Source organism: Sphaerimonospora sp. CA-214678, from assembly GCF_050942215.1.
Classification (GTDB): Bacteria; Actinomycetota; Actinomycetes; order Streptosporangiales; family Streptosporangiaceae; genus Sphaerimonospora.
In genome coordinates this window covers 69,298-87,743 of the sequence record NZ_CP192057.1, presented here as the reverse complement: position 1 = coordinate 87,743, position 18,446 = coordinate 69,298, and the positions used below count along the sequence as shown (strand labels likewise).

The 18,446-nt window shown below is 68.9% G+C and carries 13 protein-coding genes and 2 CRISPR repeat arrays (1 of these 15 running past the window's edge); of the genes, 12 read left to right on the top strand and 1 reads right to left on the bottom strand.

What is annotated here, in order from left to right; all coding sequences use genetic code 11:
• Positions 1–18: 18 nt before the first annotated feature.
• On the bottom strand, positions 19–1,209 hold the full coding sequence (locus ACQP1K_RS29075) for an RNA-guided endonuclease InsQ/TnpB family protein (protein ID WP_433501692.1): 1,191 nt from the start codon (positions 1,207–1,209) through the stop codon (positions 19–21).
• Between the two features lie 831 nt (positions 1,210–2,040).
• Between ACQP1K_RS29075 and ACQP1K_RS29070 the strand changes: the two genes are divergently transcribed.
• The 12 genes from ACQP1K_RS29070 (at position 2,041) to cas2e (ending at position 17,169) form a co-directional block, all read left to right on the top strand.
• A complete protein-coding gene (locus ACQP1K_RS29070; protein ID WP_433501691.1) occupies positions 2,041–3,477 on the top strand; it encodes a helix-turn-helix domain-containing protein in 1,437 nt (478 codons plus the stop codon).
• 16 nt (positions 3,478–3,493) lie between these two features.
• Positions 3,494–4,063 (top strand): N-acetyltransferase family protein, encoded by a 570-nt coding sequence (locus ACQP1K_RS29065; RefSeq protein ID WP_433501690.1) that lies wholly within the window; start codon positions 3,494–3,496, stop codon positions 4,061–4,063.
• Between the two features lie 113 nt (positions 4,064–4,176).
• The gene (locus tag ACQP1K_RS29060; RefSeq protein ID WP_433501689.1) at positions 4,177–4,686 is read left to right on the top strand and encodes an NUDIX domain-containing protein; all 510 of its coding nucleotides are present in this window, start codon (positions 4,177–4,179) and stop codon (positions 4,684–4,686) included.
• Between the two features lie 171 nt (positions 4,687–4,857).
• A CRISPR array of direct repeats spans positions 4,858–7,820; the repeat unit is 29 nt; unit sequence GTCCTCCCCACGCCCGTGGGGGTGAGCCG.
• Between the two features lie 273 nt (positions 7,821–8,093).
• Positions 8,094–10,805, top strand: a complete 2,712-nt coding sequence (gene cas3 / locus ACQP1K_RS29055) for a CRISPR-associated helicase Cas3' (protein WP_433501820.1) — start codon at positions 8,094–8,096, stop codon at positions 10,803–10,805.
• A 66-nt stretch (positions 10,806–10,871) separates the two neighbouring features.
• Entirely contained in the window at positions 10,872–11,033 is a 162-nt protein-coding gene (locus tag ACQP1K_RS29050) for a hypothetical protein (protein ID WP_433501819.1), read from the top strand.
• 118 nt (positions 11,034–11,151) lie between these two features.
• Positions 11,152–12,702, top strand: coding sequence for a type I-E CRISPR-associated protein Cse1/CasA (casA, locus tag ACQP1K_RS29045; protein ID WP_433501818.1), 1,551 nt, complete (start codon positions 11,152–11,154; stop codon positions 12,700–12,702).
• Positions 12,699–13,355 (top strand): type I-E CRISPR-associated protein Cse2/CasB, encoded by a 657-nt coding sequence (casB, locus tag ACQP1K_RS29040; RefSeq protein ID WP_433501817.1) that lies wholly within the window; start codon positions 12,699–12,701, stop codon positions 13,353–13,355. Before casA ends, casB begins: the two co-directional genes overlap by 4 nt.
• Positions 13,352–14,476, top strand: coding sequence for a type I-E CRISPR-associated protein Cas7/Cse4/CasC (gene cas7e, locus ACQP1K_RS29035; protein ID WP_433501816.1), 1,125 nt, complete (start codon positions 13,352–13,354; stop codon positions 14,474–14,476). Before casB ends, cas7e begins: the two co-directional genes overlap by 4 nt.
• Positions 14,473–15,213 carry a type I-E CRISPR-associated protein Cas5/CasD gene (gene cas5e, locus ACQP1K_RS29030; RefSeq protein ID WP_433501815.1) on the top strand — a complete coding sequence of 247 codons (741 nt, stop codon included), beginning with the start codon at positions 14,473–14,475 and terminating at the stop codon, positions 15,211–15,213. The genes cas7e and cas5e overlap by 4 nt, the downstream gene beginning before the upstream one ends.
• Positions 15,210–15,836: a type I-E CRISPR-associated protein Cas6/Cse3/CasE gene (gene cas6e, locus ACQP1K_RS29025; RefSeq protein ID WP_433501814.1), complete on the top strand. Its 627-nt coding sequence runs from the start codon at positions 15,210–15,212 to the stop codon at positions 15,834–15,836. Before cas5e ends, cas6e begins: the two co-directional genes overlap by 4 nt.
• Positions 15,833–16,831: a type I-E CRISPR-associated endonuclease Cas1e gene (gene cas1e / locus ACQP1K_RS29020; RefSeq protein ID WP_433501813.1), complete on the top strand. Its 999-nt coding sequence runs from the start codon at positions 15,833–15,835 to the stop codon at positions 16,829–16,831. Before cas6e ends, cas1e begins: the two co-directional genes overlap by 4 nt.
• A gap of 2 nt (positions 16,832–16,833) precedes the next feature.
• Positions 16,834–17,169 (top strand): type I-E CRISPR-associated endoribonuclease Cas2e, encoded by a 336-nt coding sequence (gene cas2e, locus ACQP1K_RS29015; protein ID WP_433501812.1) that lies wholly within the window; start codon positions 16,834–16,836, stop codon positions 17,167–17,169.
• A 13-nt stretch (positions 17,170–17,182) separates the two neighbouring features.
• Positions 17,183–18,446: direct repeats of the CRISPR family, unit length 29 nt; unit sequence GTCCTCCCCACGCCCGTGGGGGTGAGCCG (it continues 47 nt past the right edge of the window).

The following is an 18,446-nucleotide window of genomic DNA, read 5'->3' as shown; positions in this document are numbered from 1 at the left end:
GAAGGAAGCGGCTTCTCGCTAAGCCGCTTCCGCGACGTCGCGAAGGGCAAGCCCTGCCCTGAGAATGTTCTCGGCCGCGTTCACGTCGGCGTGCGCGGTATGCCCGCACGCCTGACAGGCGAACTCGGCCTGGGTGACGCGGTTCTCCCGTGCGCAGTGCCCGCAGCGCGAGCAGGTGCGGGAGGTGTTGCGGGGTTCGACTGCGATCAGCTCGCGACCGGCGCTTTCAGCCTTGTGCGCGAGGACCCGCAGGAACACCCCCCAGCCCGCGTCCAGGATCAACCTGTTGAGGCCGGTCTTCTGTGCGACGTTCCGGCCGGGCGCCTGGAGGGTGCCGGACGCGCTGCGGGTCATGTTCGCGATCCGCAGATCCTCATGCACGATCACGTCGTAGGCACGGACTAGCGCCCGGGCGGCCTTGTGTGCGCCGTCCAAACGCTGCCGCCGCACCTTGGCGTGCAACGCAGCCACCCGCGCGACGGCCTTGCGGCGGCGCCTGGACCCGCGCTTCTTACGAGCGAGCGCCTGCTGGGCCGCCGCGAGACGATCGGCCGACGCTTCCAGGTGGCGCGGGTTGGCCAGATGCTCCCCGCCGCTGGTGGTCACCAGCGAGGCCACGCCCATGTCCAACCCGACCGCCGTGCCCGTCGCGGGCAGAGCCTCGCCGGGCACGTCGTCGCACGACAGCACCACATACCAGCGGGAGCCTTCCCGCTTCACCGCGATCGTCTTCACCCGGCCACGCACCGAGCGGTGCTGGTGCACCCGCACGTGCCCGATGCCCTGAAGGCGCACGTACGTCGCGGTCGGGTGCTCGGGCTGAGAATCCCACCGGCAGCCATCACCGTCTTTGGGCCACTCGATCGTGTCGAACCAGCCCCGCCCCTTGAAGCGGGGGAAACCCGGCTTCTGCCCGGCCTTCACCCGGCGGAAGAACGCGGCGAAAGCCTTGTCCAGGCGGCGCAGCGTGGCCTGCTGACAGGAGAACGACCACCGGCCCTGACCGGTGGGGTCGTCGGCGCGGATGTGCTTCAACTCGGCCGACTGATCGCCGTACCGGATGCTCACCTTGGCCTTGCGGTAGGCGATGCGCCGGTGCTCAAGAGCCGCGTTGTAGAGCTGCCGGTGATCCTCCACACACGCCGACAGCGCGGCCGCCTGCCTGGCGGTGGGCCGCAGCAGGAACTTGAACGACCTGCGCACACCCACCTCCCACGCTCAGTAACGAGACCACCACGCTATCGGCGGGCACCGACAAAACCCGTACGGGTACGGGTAAGGAGGCGGCGACATCGGCGTAGGCGGCGGCGTGAATCACATAGTCCGCTTCCTCGACGAGCGCGCGGACGGTCGCGGCCTCCCGTACGTCACCGAGGACGATCTCCGTCCCCTCGTCCAGGCCGAACAGGGCACGGACCGGGTGCGGGTAGGGCGTCCATGCGGTCCAGCACCACCGGCGCCGCGCCGACGGCGGTGAGCAGTCGCACGACCCGGCTGCCGACGAGCCCTCCACCGCCGGTCACGAGCACGCGGGCCCCATCGAGGCGGCTCAGACGTGGATCAGGCACGACATCCACGACGAAACCCTTCACTGTAGGAACTCCCCGAACCACCGCGGTCCGGGGTCGTACCGGTGGCCGTGAGGGGAACCGGCCACCACCCCCTCACCGGTGCTACGCCGGGAGAGACGGAGCCTGAGCGTGATCGGCCGACCGCTCGCGGCTGAACTCGCCCTCCTGGACGCTGCCTGATCGCGAGCATGGTCTCTCCTTCAGGCTCTTGAGCAGGTGTGTCGAGGGGACGTACGCCACGCCGCGGTGACCGTGAGCGACATACGGATCACGCTGATGTGCTGCTGTGAGCTTGGCGACCGCCGCCTCGGCCGCCAACGCGGCTGTGTCCTGACCTCGCCGCGACACGGTAGGCCGAATCGGCCTACGAGGACGCCGGGCTGTGGTTACCGTGAGATCGTTTCGCCGGGCGTGGCGGCGGAACCGGGACGGCCAACGACGTGCATCACTGGCTGGTGGAGGAAGCCGGGTGGAACGCAGCGCGACCAGCGATCGGGTCTGTCCGGCGTGCCGCTACGCCAAGATCAGTCGGTACAACGGTGAGCCGCTGTGCGGGCCCTGTCTTCGGGCGGCCCGCGAATCGGGCGGCGTCACCCCGACGTGGATCTGGGACTCGCTTCCGCTGCGTCAGGCGCTCGCCCGGGTCGATATGGGCGCGGTGCTGGCGATTCTGCGCGGGGCGTCGGGGATGAGTCAGCTCGACTTCGGCAACCTGCTGGGCTGGTCGCAGTCGGTGGTTACGAAGATCGAACGGCGTCAAAGATTCACTTTCCACGACGTACGCGAGATCCTGCGAGTGTGTGACGAGCTCGGGATGCCGCGCTCGGCCTTGCTGCCGCTGATACTCGGCCGGGAGGACGCACGTCTGGAAAGCGACGATGCGGCCGCGTTCTGGGGAGTCGATGTGGATCTCAATCGTCGGGAATTCGGCGCGGTGGCCTCCGGCCTGGCCGTGTCCGCGCTGCTGCCTCCTCCCGCGCGCGTCGACCGCGCGCATGTGCGGTACCTGCATGCCGTTCTTGAACGGTTACGCAGCCAGGACCGCACCGTCGGCGGAGCCTGTCTGCTGAGTCAGGCCAGGAAGACCTTCGCCCGAGCCCGGGCGATGCTCGATGAGTCGGATTACACCGCCCAGGTCGGTCGAGAACTGCTCGTCGTGGCCGCCGATCTCGGCCTCGTCAGCGCCTGGCTCGCCTACGACGCAGGCAACCAGCCGCTCGCCCGCGCGCTGTACGGCGAGGCCGCGCTGCTGGCCGGAAGCTCCGGCGACACCCACATGATCGTTCACGTGTACGTGAATATGGCCCAGCAGGCCACCCACCTGGCCCGGGTGACCGGCCGCCGCGGCACCGCACGCGAGGCCCTGCGCTTCACCGACCAGGCAGCCGACGCCGCCCGTCACACCCGCACACCCACCCTGCACGCGCTGATCTCCCTCCGGCGGGCCCTCGCCTACGCCCAACTCGACGACGAGGTGGCCTTCCGCGGAGCGATTTCGCACGCCCGTCATGAGCTGGACCGCGGCCCCGATCCCGACACCGAGCACTCGTGGACCGCCTTCGTCACCCCGTCTGAGATCACCGGGTACGAAGCGATGGGATGGATCCAGCTCGTCGACCCGGCTCGCGCGGCCAACCTGTACCGCACAGTTGTCAGCGACTCCGATCGCTCCCCTCGTGACCGCGCCTACTACCAGGCCCGCCTCGCCTCGGCGACCTCGGCCGCGGGCGACCACCGGACCGCGATCCAGGAGGGGATGGCCGTCTTGCCCGAGCTGGGCGGGCGGCTGACATCGGTGCGGGTGCTCAATGAGCTGCGCCCCGTACGAAAGGCAGCACAAACGGATGAGGAGTTCTGCGAGCGCTTCGACGAGGCAGCTCGCATGCTCGCCCCCGTCTCCGCCTGAACCGGAGCAGACAGGCATGGCCGTACCCGACACCATCACCTTCGACCACTACGACGCCACCGGTGCTCGCGCCCGGCGTGACGTCGTCTCGCTGATCCACCGAGACGCCTACGCCGAACGCATCGCCACCGGCGAGACCTTCGCCGGCGATGAGGCGTTCATGACCCGCTTCGACGCCTACATCAAGCGAGACGGCTTCGACCTGGTCATCGCCTACGACGGAGACGAACCGGTCGGCCAGACCTGGGGCTGGCCCCTCACGCCGGACACCCGGTGGTGGGACGGGCTGGAAGCCGAACCGGAGTCGGGCTTCGCCGTCGAAGACGGCCAGCGCACCTTCGCCCTCTCCGAGATCATGGTCCGGCGGGCGTGGACCGGCAGGGGTATCGCCCGCACGCTGCACGACCGGCTCCTCGCCGACCGTCCAGAAAAGCGGGCCACCCTCCTGGTGCGGCCGGACAACACCACCGCGTACGCCGCCTACACCCGATGGGGCTGGCGCCCTGCCGCCCGCCTCCGGCCAGGCTGGCCGGACGCGCCCTGGATGGACGTACTGATACTCCCCTTGGGAGAGCCTCAGACGTAGCGGCGCGGCAGACCGGGTCGGCGCCCGGATGCGACCGGCAAGAAAGGCACATCGGGAACGCGCTTTGCCCGCTTCGGCGGGGATGCCCCGGGGCCGGCGGTTACCGTCGTCCCATGGCCAAGCCGCTTCTGCCTCCTGCTGAGTACTATGCCCGGCTGCCGCACCACCTGGTCGGCGCAGGCGTCGTCCTCCGTGACGGCGACGGCCGGGTGCTGCTGGTCCAGCCCACCTACCGCTCCGATACCTGGGAGATCCCCGGCGGCGCTCTCGAACATGGTGAATATCCCTGGGAGGCCGCCGTCCGCGAGGCGAGGGAGGAGATCGGCCTGACCCTTCGCTCGGGCAGACTGCTGGCCGTCGACGTCCTCCCCGCGCAAAGCGACGGACAGCCCCCGCTGGTCAACCTCGTGTTCGACGGCGGCGTCCTAACCCCGGCCAAGGCAGCCGCCGTCCGCCCCTGCGACGAGGAGCTGTCAGCCGTGGCCTGGTCCACTCCCCAGGAGCGGACCGCCCGACTGGCCCCTCACATGGCACGCCGTATCGACGCCTGTCTGCAGGCCGCGGAAACAGGCCAGACCGCCTACCTGCAGTACGGCTACCCGCCCGAAGACGGCGACGGATAACACCAGCGCCCCGGCCTGCCCGATCGGTGATCCAGCATTCACTGTCAGGTCGGTCAGGGGTAGCGTCGGTGCCCAGTGGCTATATTTGATCAGGTGTATAGCCCCGCCCGGCCGCCGTATTTCCCGCTTCGAAAAGTACAAGTGAGATTGTGAACCCGCAGGTCGGGAAGTGTCCTCCCCACGCCCGTGGGGGTGAGCCGAGCCCCGATTTCTCGGGGCTCGTCGCTTGTATGTCCTCCCCACGCCCGTGGGGGTGAGCCTTGTGTTCCACGAACAGGTCGACCCAGGTGTGGGTCCTCCCCACGCCCGTGGGGGTGAGCCGCGATCACGTGGCGCCGGTCGATGGCCAACGCTGTCCTCCCCACGCCCGTGGGGGTGAGCCGCCCGCCCGCCGCGCCCCGCGACTGTCGCCCGAGTCCTCCCCACGCCCGTGGGGGTGAGCCGACCATCAGCGAGGGCGATCAGCGGATGCTGATGTCCTCCCCACGCCCGTGGGGGTGAGCCTTGGCGGGACCGGGCCCCGGTCCACGGGTAGCCGTCCTCCCCACGCCCGTGGGGGTGAGCCGAGACCGGCGTCTACCCGGCCGGCAGTGTCGTGGTCCTCCCCACGCCCGTGGGGGTGAGCCGGCATCGTCGCCCCTGCCGGGAAAGCCGTCGGAGTCCTCCCCACGCCCGTGGGGGTGAGCCGCAGGAGGCTCAGGCGTTCGCCGTGGTGATCGAGTCCTCCCCACGCCCGTGGGGGTGAGCCGTACTCCCGTCCGGCGATGTGGATGCGGGGGGAGTCCTCCCCACGCCCGTGGGGGTGAGCCGGACGAGGCCGCACTCTATGCATGCGTAGGTGCGTCCTCCCCACGCCCGTGGGGGTGAGCCGACCGTCACATTGAACCGGGCGCAGGCCGAGGAGTCCTCCCCACGCCCGTGGGGGTGAGCCGATCGTCACATTGAACCGGGCGCAGGCCGAGGAGTCCTCCCCACGCCCGTGGGGGTGAGCCGGAGAACCACGATGAACAAGGCCCAGCTCATCAGTCCTCCCCACGCCCGTGGGGGTGAGCCACCGTCCGCAACCCCGACGACGGCATCGAACGCGTCCTCCCCACGCCCGTGGGGGTGAGCCGATCATGGAAGACAGCAAGAAGCTGGAAGCGGTGTCCTCCCCACGCCCGTGGGGGTGAGCCGACAACAGCCCAGCTCGACCCGGTGCCCGGCGCCGCGTCCTCCCCACGCCCGTGGGGGTGAGCCCGATCACGTCCGGGTTGACCGGCGTCGTCAGCCGTCCTCCCCACGCCCGTGGGGGTGAGCCGAAGGCCGAGCGGATGTGCGACGCCCGGGAGCAGTCCTCCCCACGCCCGTGGGGGTGAGCCGATCGTCACATTGAACCGGGCGCAGGCCGAGGAGTCCTCCCCACGCCCGTGGGGGTGAGCCGGAGAACCACGATGAACAAGGCCCAGCTCATCAGTCCTCCCCACGCCCGTGGGGGTGAGCCACCGTCCGCAACCCCGACGACGGCATCGAACGCGTCCTCCCCACGCCCGTGGGGGTGAGCCGATCATGGAAGACAGCAAGAAGCTGGAAGCGGTGTCCTCCCCACGCCCGTGGGGGTGAGCCGACAACAGCCCAGCTCGACCCGGTGCCCGGCGCCGCGTCCTCCCCACGCCCGTGGGGGTGAGCCCGATCACGTCCGGGTTGACCGGCGTCGTCAGCCGTCCTCCCCACGCCCGTGGGGGTGAGCCGAAGGCCGAGCGGATGTGCGACGCCCGGGAGCAGTCCTCCCCACGCCCGTGGGGGTGAGCCGAAGCTTGAGACCGAGGGCTGGCTGCTGGTCAAGTCCTCCCCACGCCCGTGGGGGTGAGCCGGAGCCCACCACCGATGGCGCCTAAGCCCCGGCGGTCCTCCCCACGCCCGTGGGGGTGAGCCGACGTCCTGCGTCAGGGGACCGCTGCGGCCGTCGTCCTCCCCACGCCCGTGGGGGTGAGCCGAAATGACGACACTCGAGACCGAAACGGCACCGGTCCTCCCCACGCCCGTGGGGGTGAGCCGGAGGCAACCATGGCGCAGCGGAAGATTAACGCGTCCTCCCCACGCCCGTGGGGGTGAGCTGGCCGCGACGCGCGCCCAGGAGGGTTTGAACGAGTCCTCCCCACGCCCGTGGGGGTGAGCCGTCCGCCTACCTGCGGGAGAAGGTGAACGACGGGTCCTCCCCACGCCCGTGGGAGTGAGCCGAGATCGCCGTCTGGAAATACTCCCGCTTCGGGGTCCTCCCCACGCCCGTGGGGGTGAGCCGCCAGATGATGGTGGCCACGTCCTGATCAATCGGTCCTCCCCACGCCCGTGGGGGTGAGCCGGCGGCCAGGATGGCCCGGCGGTCCTCCAGCGGGTCCTCCCCACGCCCGTGGGGGTGAGCCGATGAGCCCGGGGCAGATTCAGGCTGTCGCAACGTCCTCCCCACGCCCGTGGGGGTGAGCCGATGGGGTCTATGACGTCCCTGTCGAGCGTGGTGTCCTCCCCACGCCCGTGGGGGTGAGCCGAGATCTTGTTCGAGATCGCCCGACTCGAAGAGGTCCTCCCCACGCCCGTGGGGGTGAGCCGTAGAACGCCATCGGGTTCGCGAGCCACGTCCCGTCCTCCCCACGCCCGTGGGGGTGAGCCGCCGGGACCGGTCGGCGCGCATGTCGCGCACCAGTCCTCCCCACGCCCGTGGGGGTGAGCCGTCGGCGCGGACGGAGCAGTTGATGGCCCGGGTGTCCTCCCCACGCCCGTGGGGGTGAGCCGGAGGCCGATCTCGCCTACCGGCAGGCGCTCCGTCCTCCCCACGCCCGTGGGGGTGAGCCGGCCCAGCCCCGGGACCCGTTCCAAGCCCAGCCGTCCTCCCCACGCCCGTGGGGGTGAGCCGCTGCTCGCGGGGACGTCGTGGAGCGTGAGCTGGTCCTCCCCACGCCCGTGGGGGTGAGCCGCCTGCCCGCACTCGTCGTCATGCGGCGTGTGCGTCCTCCCCACGCCCGTGGGGGTGAGCCGTGGACGGAGCTGCGGGGGGACGCCCCGCCGAAGTCCTCCCCACGCCCGTGGGGGTGAGCCGGTTCGCCTGGTCGAGGCCCGCACCGTCGGCGGGTCCTCCCCACACCCGTGGGGGTGAGCCTGGGACGTGGGGTCGTCCGCAATCGGCGGCTGTCCTTCGCGCAGTCATGGGAGTAAGCCATGGACCCAGTAAACGGGCGAATCCGCATGAATTCCCCTCATGCCAGCAGGGGTCAATCTCAATGGATGTGTAACGGGCATTCACGGACAATATGGATGTTTCTCAATCCTCTACGAAATGTCGGTGGCCCCCTCTACAGTGATCCTCGTCTGGCACCCCCTCTCGTCGGGGGTCCAGGATGACGAACTCGAATCCGATGATCAGGAGGCCGTCTATGACCGACAGGCCGATAATTGATCTCACCCTTTGGGGGAAATCACGGGGCCTTCAGGGGCGGCGTTATCCCCTGGTCTGCCATCTGCTCGATGCGGCGGCAGTCATGGAGTCACTGTGGGACGAGTATCTCCCGCCGGGGATCCGTGCGCTGATCATTGACGGCCTCGGCACCTCGGACGAGCACGCCCGTAGCCTGTTGGCGTACTGGGCGGGGTTGCATGACATAGGCAAGGTCATGGCCTGCTTCCAGGCCCAGGACGCAGAGGGTTTCGCGCAACTGGTGGGATATCCAGACGGCGCGGAAGAGGCGAAAGGGCATGCGTTCGCAGCCCACGTGTGGCTTGGGCAAGCACTCTCCGAGTCCGGATACAAAACCACAGACAGGCGGTCGCCAGGATTTCGGGTTGCCCAATTGCTAGGCGGACACCACGGCAAGTTTTTCCCTTACAACAGCGGAGAGACCCAGGCTCCTCTGGAGTGCCTTCCGGCGTTGGGAACAGGGCGCTGGGAAGAGCAGCGCAAGAGCATGACCGCTCTGGTCCATGGGTTGGTCGGGTCGCCGGAGCCCTCTCGGAAACTGCCTTCGGCCGTGGCCTCGCTGGTGTGCGGTCTGGTGATCCTCGCGGACTGGCTTGTCAGCCAGGATGTGTTCCTGCGCGAGCGGATAGCGTCGGGACTTCCCGCCGTGGGAGATGCCGAGTGCCTGGGCAAGCATCTGTCCGACAGCCGGTCATCAGCCCTCGACCTCCTTCGTGGGGCAGGTCTCGGGCGCTTGACGTTCAAGCCTGGCGCGTTCGACGAGGACTTCCCCTTCCAGCCGAATGATTTGCAACGTTCCATCAGCGTGCAGCTTCCCGACCTTCTCCAGGGTGAGCCCGGTCTTCTTCTGATCATGGCGCCAATGGGGGAGGGCAAGACCGAAGCAGCGCTGCATGCCGCACGTCTGATGGGCGAGGCGGCGGGGACACCGGGCATGTTCTTCGGGCTGCCGACGATGGCCACCTCGGACCAGATGTTCGGTCGGGTGGAGGAGTTTCGCAGCCGTCGTGCGGAGGGCGCCGACTCGTTGACGCTGCTGCACAGTCTGGCCTGGTTGAACTCCGCGTACGCACCTGATGGTGAGGTCGTAGACGTTCTGGCCGGGGATCCCATCGCTACCCAGTGGCTTCGGGGCAGCAAGCGTGGGCTACTGGCCAACCTCGCCGTCGGGACGGTCGATCAGGCGCTCTTGGCGGTTTTACGTGGGCGTCACAATGTGCTGCGCATGCTCGGCCTCGCGGGCAAGGTCCTGGTGATCGACGAGGTGCACGCCTACGACGCATACATGCAGGGACTGCTCGCGCGGCTGCTGATCTGGCTCGGCGCGTTGAGGGTGCCGGTGGTGCTGTTGTCGGCCACGCTGCCCGTGTCGGTTGGGCGGCGGCTGGTTGCGGCCTATCTCAGGGGGGCGGGCTCCCGGGACGGGCAGGTGCCCGAGGTTCGCTACCCGGGATGGATCTACGCCAGCACGGGATCGGCGATGTCGGTGCCGGTCGAGGCGAGGGTGCGGAATCTCCAGGTGGAGACGAGGAACGTTCCCGTACAGCCGGACGGTCGTGTGGGACGAGCCGAGGTAACCAAGGATTTGCTCGCTCCGCTGGCCGCTGAAGGTGGCTGCGCTGCCGTGATCTGCAACACCGTCGCCGAGGCGCAGCGGACCTATCTGGAGATCAAAAAATGGTTGGAGACGGCCGGTACGGCTCCCGCCAAGACCCCGGTGCTGAAGCTGCTGCACTCCAGGTTCCCGGCCAGGCGGCGTGAGGAGATCACCCAGGAGGTCGTGGGCTGGTTCGGTAAGGATGCCGGCGAGCGGCGCCCGCCTGCTGCGATCGTGGTGGCGACCCAGGTGATCGAGCAGTCCCTCGATCTCGACTTCGACGTATTGATCAGCGATCTGGCTCCGATCGCGCTGCTGCTGCAGCGTGCGGGCCGATGCCATCGCCACCGCGTCAACGATTGTCGGAGGCCTGGCTGGGCGGACGAAATGCGGCTGGTGGTGCTCACACCGGCCGATGACGCGGGCGCGCTTGTCATCCCACGAGCCTGGCCGTACGTCTACCATCCGGCCCTGCTTCGCCGTACGCACACAGCGCTCGCCGATTTGGCAGGCCGAGAGGTGGCGATCCCCGGTGATGTCCAGGAGCTGGTCGACCAGGTCTACGACGAAGATTTCGCCGACCTGACAAAGCCGCTCACCGACGACGACCTGGAGAGGCTTGCCGACGAGCAGACCAAGGAGATGTACGCGTCCATGGCGGCGATCCCCGAGCCACGCGTGGTGAGGGACCTGAGCGAGCTCAGCAACGGCGAGATCGTCGATGAGTACTCCACACGGCTGGGGGCCGACTCGGGCCGGGTGGTGTGCTGTCACCCCGGCCCCGACGGATCCCTCCTGCTCAGCTCGGGCCTTCCCTTGCCGGAGCAGGGAGACGGCCGCGAGGGCCGTTTCACCAAGGAGCAGGTCAAGCGGATCATCCGGGAGACGATCCCTGTGCCGGGGATGTGGCTGCGGGGACGGTCTGCGGACAACGACTCGCCGCCGACCTGGCGGGACAACCCGCACCTGCGCGATCTGGTGCTGATCCGGCTTTCCTCACCGGACGAGCCCGGCCTGCTCGGTGACAGAGCCCTCCGGCTATCCGAAGACTTGGGCCTCTCGGAGGAGAACTAGAGAGACACCATGGTGAAATTTGCCACGGCCTTTTCACTGGGAGCGTTCGGCCCGTACCTTTGTCCCATGGAGGCCAAGGGTACGGAGATCAACCATCTCCAACTGAAGATCAACGTCACGATCGACGGGCGCAGGCTGAAGAGAGCACTGCAGTTATGCGTCAAAGGGCTCAGAGTCCTCGCGTTGATGGGCGCCGGACACCTGTTCGCAGTGTGGTGGTGGCTCTGAGGCCGTCGTCCCCACACCGGTGGGGGTGTGCCAGTACGTGCCGACCGCTCGAAGCTGGTGCGACCACAAGTCCCCACTTCTGTGGGGGTGAAGCTTCAGAGTTTAGAGAGGAGGGTGTGTGCTGTACGACCTTCTGACGCGTGAATGGCTGCCGGTCAGAGCGGCTGATGAGCGACGACGGGTCGGCCTGCGGGAGGTGTTCTTACAGGCGCACGAGTTGAGTGACATCGAAGCCGCCCTGCCGCCGGCTGCTTCGGGCCTGTGGCGGGTCCTGGCTGTGATCGCGGCGCGGGTGACCGGGCTGGACGACGTCACGCTGAGCGCTGATGAGTGGCTGGATCGCCGGGAGGAGGTGCTCGAATCGGGCCGCTTCGACCCGGCGCAGGTGGGGGACTACTTCGAGCGGTACGCGTCCCGGTTCGATCTGTTCGATGCCGGTCGGCCGTGGCTGCAGGATCCGCGGTTGCGCGATCAGTGCGCGAAGAGTTCGGGGATCAACAAGCTCGTGCTCACCCGGCCGGCAGGCAACAACCAGGTCTGGTTCACGCACTTCACCGACGTCGCCGCGGTCCCGGTGCCGACAGAGGAGGCGGTGTGGCATCTCCTTGCGCAGCTCTACTACGGCCCGTCGGGACGGTGCACCTCTCGGACGGTGGCTGGTAGGTCCGAGGCCAACTCCAAGGCGGGACCGCTGCGCCGCTCTATCTCCTACCATCCGCTGGGCCGTACCGTGTTCGAGTCGCTCGTCGCGGGCATCCCCTTCGCTCCCGACTACGACCACGGTGGCCTGGACATCGCGCCGTGGGAGGCCGACGAGCTTCCCGATCCGCTCCGCGGCCCCGGCCGTCCGTCCGGGATCGCCGGGGTCTTGACGGGGCGGTTCCAGCATGCGATCTTGCTTCAGCCGTCCGATGATGGGAACGCGGTGGTCGACGCCTGGATCACCTGGGCGTGGCGTGACCGGGAGTTCCCCGACTACGACCCCTATCTCGTCTATCAGCCGAGCAAGCAGAGCGACCAAGACTTCGCGCGGCAGGCCGATGCCGACCGTGCGCTGTGGCGGGACTTCGACTCGTTGATCCTCGACGACGCCGGTGACGAGCACCGGCGTCGCCCGGCCGTGCTGCGCGATGCCGAGGAACTGCGCGGCACCCTGCTGGAGACGCTGCGCGTTCGCGCATACGGCTTCGATCAGGACGGCCAGACCAGGGACAAGGAGTGGACCGTCGCGGTGACTCCGGCGGTGCTGGCCACCGCGAAAGATCGGCGGCTCGCCAACGCGATCAGTGAGATGCGGCAGACGGCCGAGCGCGTGGAGCGGCATCTGACGCGGGCTCTGCACAACGCCTGGGTCGCGCTCAACGACCCCTCCAACGGCTCCGGGCTTCCCCAACGTAAGGACATCGGCAAAGGGCCCTGGCCCGCTCGGGGTGCGTTCCGGTATTGGGGAGCGGCCGAGCGGATCTTCTGGCGTCGGGTGCGGGGGCGTGAAGTCGATGGTGCGGCGAAGGAGTTCTTGCGGCTGGCCTTGCAGGTGTACGACGAGGTCACCGACAGCGCCGGAATGCGTCCGCGGGCCAAACGCGCGATCGAGCTGAAGCGCGGCTATATCTTCGCGGCCCGTTCGGCATCCCCCGGGAAGGCGAAGGAGAAGGTAAGGAGCGCATGAAAGGCATTCCCTCCATCACGACGGCCGACGCTTATGTCGACCATGTCGGCAAGGTGACCAGGAATGATCCCGGGCGGCGTGCCGCCCTGCGCCGCAGCCTCGGCAGGCCGGTGGCGGACATCGGCGCGCGTTGGGCGCATGGCGTGGTCGCCCCCTGGCTTCCCGAGAGGCGAGATGTGCGGGGCAGGCGGGTGTACGACGCGGTCGAGAGCGCCTACTACACCGTCGCCGCCCTAGCCGCGGCCCGCCCAGCCGACCGCGATCGGGAAACGGATCAGCCTGCCACGCCGGAAGCGGACGCCGCAGCGGACAACGAGGAGTCCGCGCGCACCAATCTTGGACGCGTCCTCGGCCTAGCCGTACGAGATGGCAAGGTCAATCCCGACACGGCCGAGGGGCGGCTGCATCTGCTGTGCCGCCAGGACGTGGCCGGGCTGCACCGCCAGCTTCCCGGCCTGATCCGCCTGCTGCAGGCCAAGGACGTCCAGGTCGACCTCGCCAAGCTGCTGCTCGACCTGAGCCGCTGGGGGATCGGCCGCGACGAGGTGGCCAAGCAGTGGTTGCAGGGTTTCTACCGGGCGATGAACGAGCTCAAAGACAACGACGACCAGGACGCGGCCAGGCAGATCGGCCAGGAAAGCGAGGACAAGTGACCACCCCCCGTTACCTCGACGTGCATGTGCTCCAGACCGTGCCGTTCGCCAATCTCAACCGTGACGACCTCGGATCTCCCAAGAGTGTCGTGTACGGCGGGGCCACCCGGACCAGGGTGTCCAGCCAGTGCTGGAAGCGCGCCGTACGTCTGGACGTCGAGCGGGCGATCAGCGACCCGGCTGTCCGCACCCGCAGGGTGCCGGCCGAGGTGACCGAGCGGCTGGTGGCGCGCGGCTGGTCACCGGACGCCGCCGCTGCGGCGGGCGCGCAGATCGCCCTGTCCGCGAACAAAAAGGAAGAAGGGCTCAAGCTGGAGGACAAGGGCGGCACCTCGGTCCTGCTGTACCTGCCCAAGGCGGCCCTCGACGCCCTGGCCGATCTGGCTGAAACGCATCGGGAGGCGATCGAGCAGACCGTCGGCGCCAAGAAGCCCAAGGGCGTCCTGCCCATCGACGAGGTCGCGACGCTGCTGTCCCAACGCAACGGCGTGATCAACCTGTTCGGCCGCATGCTGGCCGAGCTGCCGGGGGCGGGGGTGGACGGCACCGTCCAGGTCGCGCATGCTTTCACCACCCACGAGGTGGCGCCGGAGATTGATTTCTTCACCGCAGTCGACGACTGCCTGCCCGAAGACGCCGTCGGTAGCGGCCACATGAACAGCGCGGAGTTCTCCGCCGGCGTCTTTTACCGGTACGCCAGCGTCGACCTGGCCGGGCTGCTGACCAACCTCGGCGAAGATAAGGCGATGGCACGTGAGCTGACCGGCGAGTTCCTGCGCGCGTTCATCGCCTCCCTGCCCACCGGCAAGCAGACCGCGACGGCTGCCAACACACTGCCCGACTTGGTGCACATCGCTGTCCGGGCCGACCGTCCGGTGTCCTTGGCCGCTGCGTTCGAGGCTCCCGTACGCCCGGAGAACGGGCTTGCCGCGCCATCCCGCAAGGAACTGTCACGCTACGCCGAGCGGCTGGAGCAGCTGTGGGGCAAGGCAGGAGTCATCCGTGCCGGCTACGCCTCGATCGAGGAAAAGCCGCTGGCCGGGCTGGGCGAGTCGTACGGCTCCTTCGCTGAGCTCATCGAGGCCACCGTGACCGCGGCCCACCCCGGGAGCGGTGCGTGACCGGTCTCGTGCTGCGCCTGGCCGCCCCGCTGCAGTCCTGGGGCGAGCACAGCGCGTTCACCAACCGCGACACCATGCGTTTCCCGACCCGTTCTGGGTTGATCGGGCTGCTGGCGGCGGCGGAGGGCATCGGTCGCGGCCGGCCCCTGCATGCCTTCGAGGAGTTGCGGTTCACCGTACGCATCGACCGGCCGGGCGTGCCGATGGTCGACTTCCACACCGTCGGCGGTGGCCGGGCACGCGGGGTGCCCACCGCCGAAGGCAAATACCGCACACCGGAGACCGCGACCATGGTCACACGCCGGCAATACCTGGCCGACGCGATTTTCACCGTCGCCGTCGAAGGATCCGCATCACGCGTCGCCGAGCTGGCCGCCGCGCTGCGACAGCCGCACTGGCATCCCTACCTTGGACGCCGCTCCTGCCCGCCTGACCAGCCGATGCTGCTGCGCGAACAGGTGGCCGACCCCGTCGCGGACCTGCACGAACGGGTGCCCCTTGCCCGGCGGGTGCGCAAGGAGGAGGACCCGAGCGTGGAGTTCGTCACCGAGGGTGCGGTCGACGCCGCCGACGCGGTCACCGAACTGGCCGACGTACCCGACAGTTTCCACCGGTTCGACCGGCGCTACCGGACCCGCACGGTCAGTATCACCGGCTATCCGATCCCTCGGAAACTGTGCCTGACCGGCGCGGATTTCTGGGCGAGCCTGACCGCGTACATGCAGGAGGGGCAGTGACCGCCTGGCTCATCAGAATCCTTCCGGACCTTCGCCGACGTGACGTCACCCGGGACCTGGCCGATCCCGACCAACTCCACAAGCGTCTGATGTCCCTCGTGCCCGACGACCTCGGCACCGATCCCCGCTCACGGGCAGGGGTGCTCTTCCGCGTGGAGGACACGCGGACGGGTGTGCAGATCCTGGTCCAGACCCGCATGAAACCCCTCCTGGCGCGACTGCCCGATGGCTACGCGGAGGCCGCGGTCAAAGAGCTCGACGGCCTGCTTGAGCAGTTGCAGGTGGGAAGCCTTGTCCGTTACCGCATCGCCGCCAACCCCTCCAAGCGGCTCGGCAAGAACGCGGGCCCCGACGTGGGGAAGATCCAGGCGCTCCGCGGAGCGGCCGCTGAGCAGTGGTGGGCCCAGCGAGCGGCCGACAACGGCATGACGGTGCTGACCGTCTCCGCGCAGTCCCAACGCGATATTCGCACCAAGGGCGGCATCCGACATGCCGTCGTCCGCTTCGACGGAATCGCCACCGTCACCGACGCCGACCTCGCCCGCCAGTCCCTACTCGAGGGCATCGGACGTGGCAAGTCCTACGGCTGCGGCTTGCTCAGCCTCGCGCCGGCGGGAAGATGACGACAACGGCACGCCGCAAACTGGCGGCCCCCACGCTAGCGATGCTGCCGCGGATCGCGGACTCGCTGTCATTCCTCTACGCCGAAGCCGTCCGCATCGTGCAGGACGACACCGGCGTGTGCGCGCAGGTCGAATCCTCCCGGGGCGTCGACCGCGTATACATCCCCACCGCCGCCCTGGCATGTGTTCTGCTGGGACCGGGCACATCCATCACCCAGCCGGCCATGGCGACCTTCGCCCGGCACGGCACCTCCCTGGTCTGCGTGGGTGCCGGGGGCGTACGCAGCTACGCGGGGATCCTGCCGGCCTCACTGACGACGAGGTGGCTGGAAAAGCAGGCCCGCGCCTGGGCATCCGACGAGACCCGCCTGCAGGTGGCGATCAGGATGTACGAGATGCGATTCGGTACGTCCTCCGCACCGGGCGGGGTCACCCTCGCACAGTTGAGGGGCCTGGAAGGACAGCGGGTCAAGGCCTTCTACCGGCTGCTCGCGACCAAGTACGGCATCAAGCGGTTCAAGCGCAACTACGACCCCGACGCCTGGGACGATCAAGATCCCGTCAACAAGGCGCTATCGGCCGCCAACGCCTGCATGTACGGCGTCGTCCACGCCGCGGTGCTGGCTCTGGGCTGCTCCCCCGCCCTGGGATTCGTACACAGCGGAACCCAGATGGGGTTCGTCTACGACGTCGCCGACCTGTACAAGGCGCGCGTGACGATCCCGCTCGCGTTCTCCCTGCACGCGTCCACGGATCCCGAACGCGAAGCCCGGCGACGACTGCGTGAAGACTTCCGCGCGTTCAAGCTCATGCCGCAGATCATCACCGACATCCAAGCCCTGCTCGACCCGTCCGACGACGAAGATCCCGCCGCCGATCGGAGTCCTGATCTGGTGCACCTGTGGGATCCACAGGCCGGCCCGCTGCCCGCCGGCGTCAACTACGGGTTCGAGGCCACGTCCTACGACGCCACCGACCTGGTGAACCTGGAGTAGCGATGGCGACAATGGTGGTCATCTCCACGACGGCGATCCCCGACCACGTCGGTGGGGCGCTGTCCCGCTGGCTCATCGAACCCACACCCGGCCTGTATGTCGGCACGGTGTCCGCCCGCGTTCGCGACGAACTCTGGTCGGCGGTCAGCGCCAGCGTCGGCGACGGGGTAGCCGTCTTGATCCATCCGGCCGACACCGAGCAAGGGTTCGCCATGCGTACGGCCGGGCAGCGCCGTCGCCATGTGATCGATTTCGATGGCCTACAGCTGATCAGATTCGCGGCGAACGCCGTCGACGCGACCTCTGCCTCAGAAACTGCAAGTGAGATTGTGAACTAGCAGGTCAGGAAGTGTCCTCCCCACGCCCGTGGGGGTGAGCCCTTCAGGGCCGCGGGGTTGGCCGTCGCGGTTCCGTCCTCCCCACGCCCGTGGGGGTGAGCCGTCGCTGTGGTGGCGTATTTGGGGAGGCGGCCGGTCCTCCCCACGCCCGTGGGGGTGAGCCAGGGCATCATCGTGGTCAGCCGGGCGGCCGGTGTGTCCTCCCCACGCCCGTGGGGGTGAGCCGGAAAACCCCGAGTGGCAGCCGCGCTCCATCCTGTCCTCCCCACGCCCGTGGGGGTGAGCCGCAGATCGCCTACGCCGAGGACATGCGCACCCGGTCCTCCCCACGCCCGTGGGGGTGAGCCGATGATCAACGGCTGGGTTCGGGCGCCGGTGCCGTCCTCCCCACGCCCGTGGGGGTGAGCCGTTCCTGGAGGGCCCGATGATGTCCGGCCGGCGGTCCTCCCCACGCCCGTGGGGGTGAGCCGGGACCTATTGCCGGCAGCGTTGACGACCCAGTGTCCTCCCCACGCCCGTGGGGGTGAGCCGGTGTCCTGGTTGCGGGAACATAACCCGGGCGGGTCCTCCCCACGCCCGTGGGGGTGAGCCCCATCAACTGCCACGGCCCACGATGCAAGTGATGTCCTCCCCACGCCCGTGGGGGTGAGCCGCCAGCATGATGCGCGCCCGGTTTGGCTGGGACGTCCTCCCCACGCCCGTGGGGGTGAGCCGGAGTTCCGTTTGGAGCCGGTCCGCTTCGGCTTGTCCTCCCCACGCCCGTGGGGGTGAGCCGATCCGGCCGCCGTCCTTGGTGGTGCCCTTGGCGTCCTCCCCACGCCCGTGGGGGTGAGCCGCGCGTGGGAGGTGCCTGATGGCGTGGTCTGCGGTCCTCCCCACGCCCGTGGGGGTGAGCCGGGGTACGCGGATGCTCTGGAGTCGGCGTTCCAGTCCTCCCCACGCCCGTGGGGGTGAGCCGCGGCCGGTGGGGGTGTGCAGGAAGTTGCTGTCGTCCTCCCCACGCCCGTGGGGGTGAGCCGGTGTTAGGAGCAGCCTTGATGAGCTCGTCTCGGTCCTCCCCACGCCCGTGGGGGTGAGCCGGTGTTAGGAGCAGCCTTGATGAGCTCGTCTCGGTCCTCCCCACGCCCGTGGGGGTGAGCCGGTGGTCGTCACCTTGTCGGCCATGATTTCCTCGTCCTCCCCACGCCCGTGGGGGTGAGCCGGAGAACGCCGACCCGTACGGATCGCACAGCGGGTCCTCCCCACGCCCGTGGGGGTGAGCCGCTGCGCGCGCACCG

Coding starts and splice junctions, on each gene's coding strand:
- cas3 (WP_433501820.1), top strand. CDS start 8,094: ATGACCGACAGGCCGATAATTGATCTCACCCTTTGGGGGAAATCACGG.
- ACQP1K_RS29065 (WP_433501690.1), top strand. CDS start 3,494: ATGGCCGTACCCGACACCATCACCTTCGACCACTACGACGCCACCGGT.
- ACQP1K_RS29050 (WP_433501819.1), top strand. CDS start 10,872: ATGGAGGCCAAGGGTACGGAGATCAACCATCTCCAACTGAAGATCAAC.
- cas2e (WP_433501812.1), top strand. CDS start 16,834: ATGGCGACAATGGTGGTCATCTCCACGACGGCGATCCCCGACCACGTC.
- casB (WP_433501817.1), top strand. CDS start 12,699: ATGAAAGGCATTCCCTCCATCACGACGGCCGACGCTTATGTCGACCAT.
- cas1e (WP_433501813.1), top strand. CDS start 15,833: ATGACGACAACGGCACGCCGCAAACTGGCGGCCCCCACGCTAGCGATG.
- ACQP1K_RS29060 (WP_433501689.1), top strand. CDS start 4,177: ATGGCCAAGCCGCTTCTGCCTCCTGCTGAGTACTATGCCCGGCTGCCG.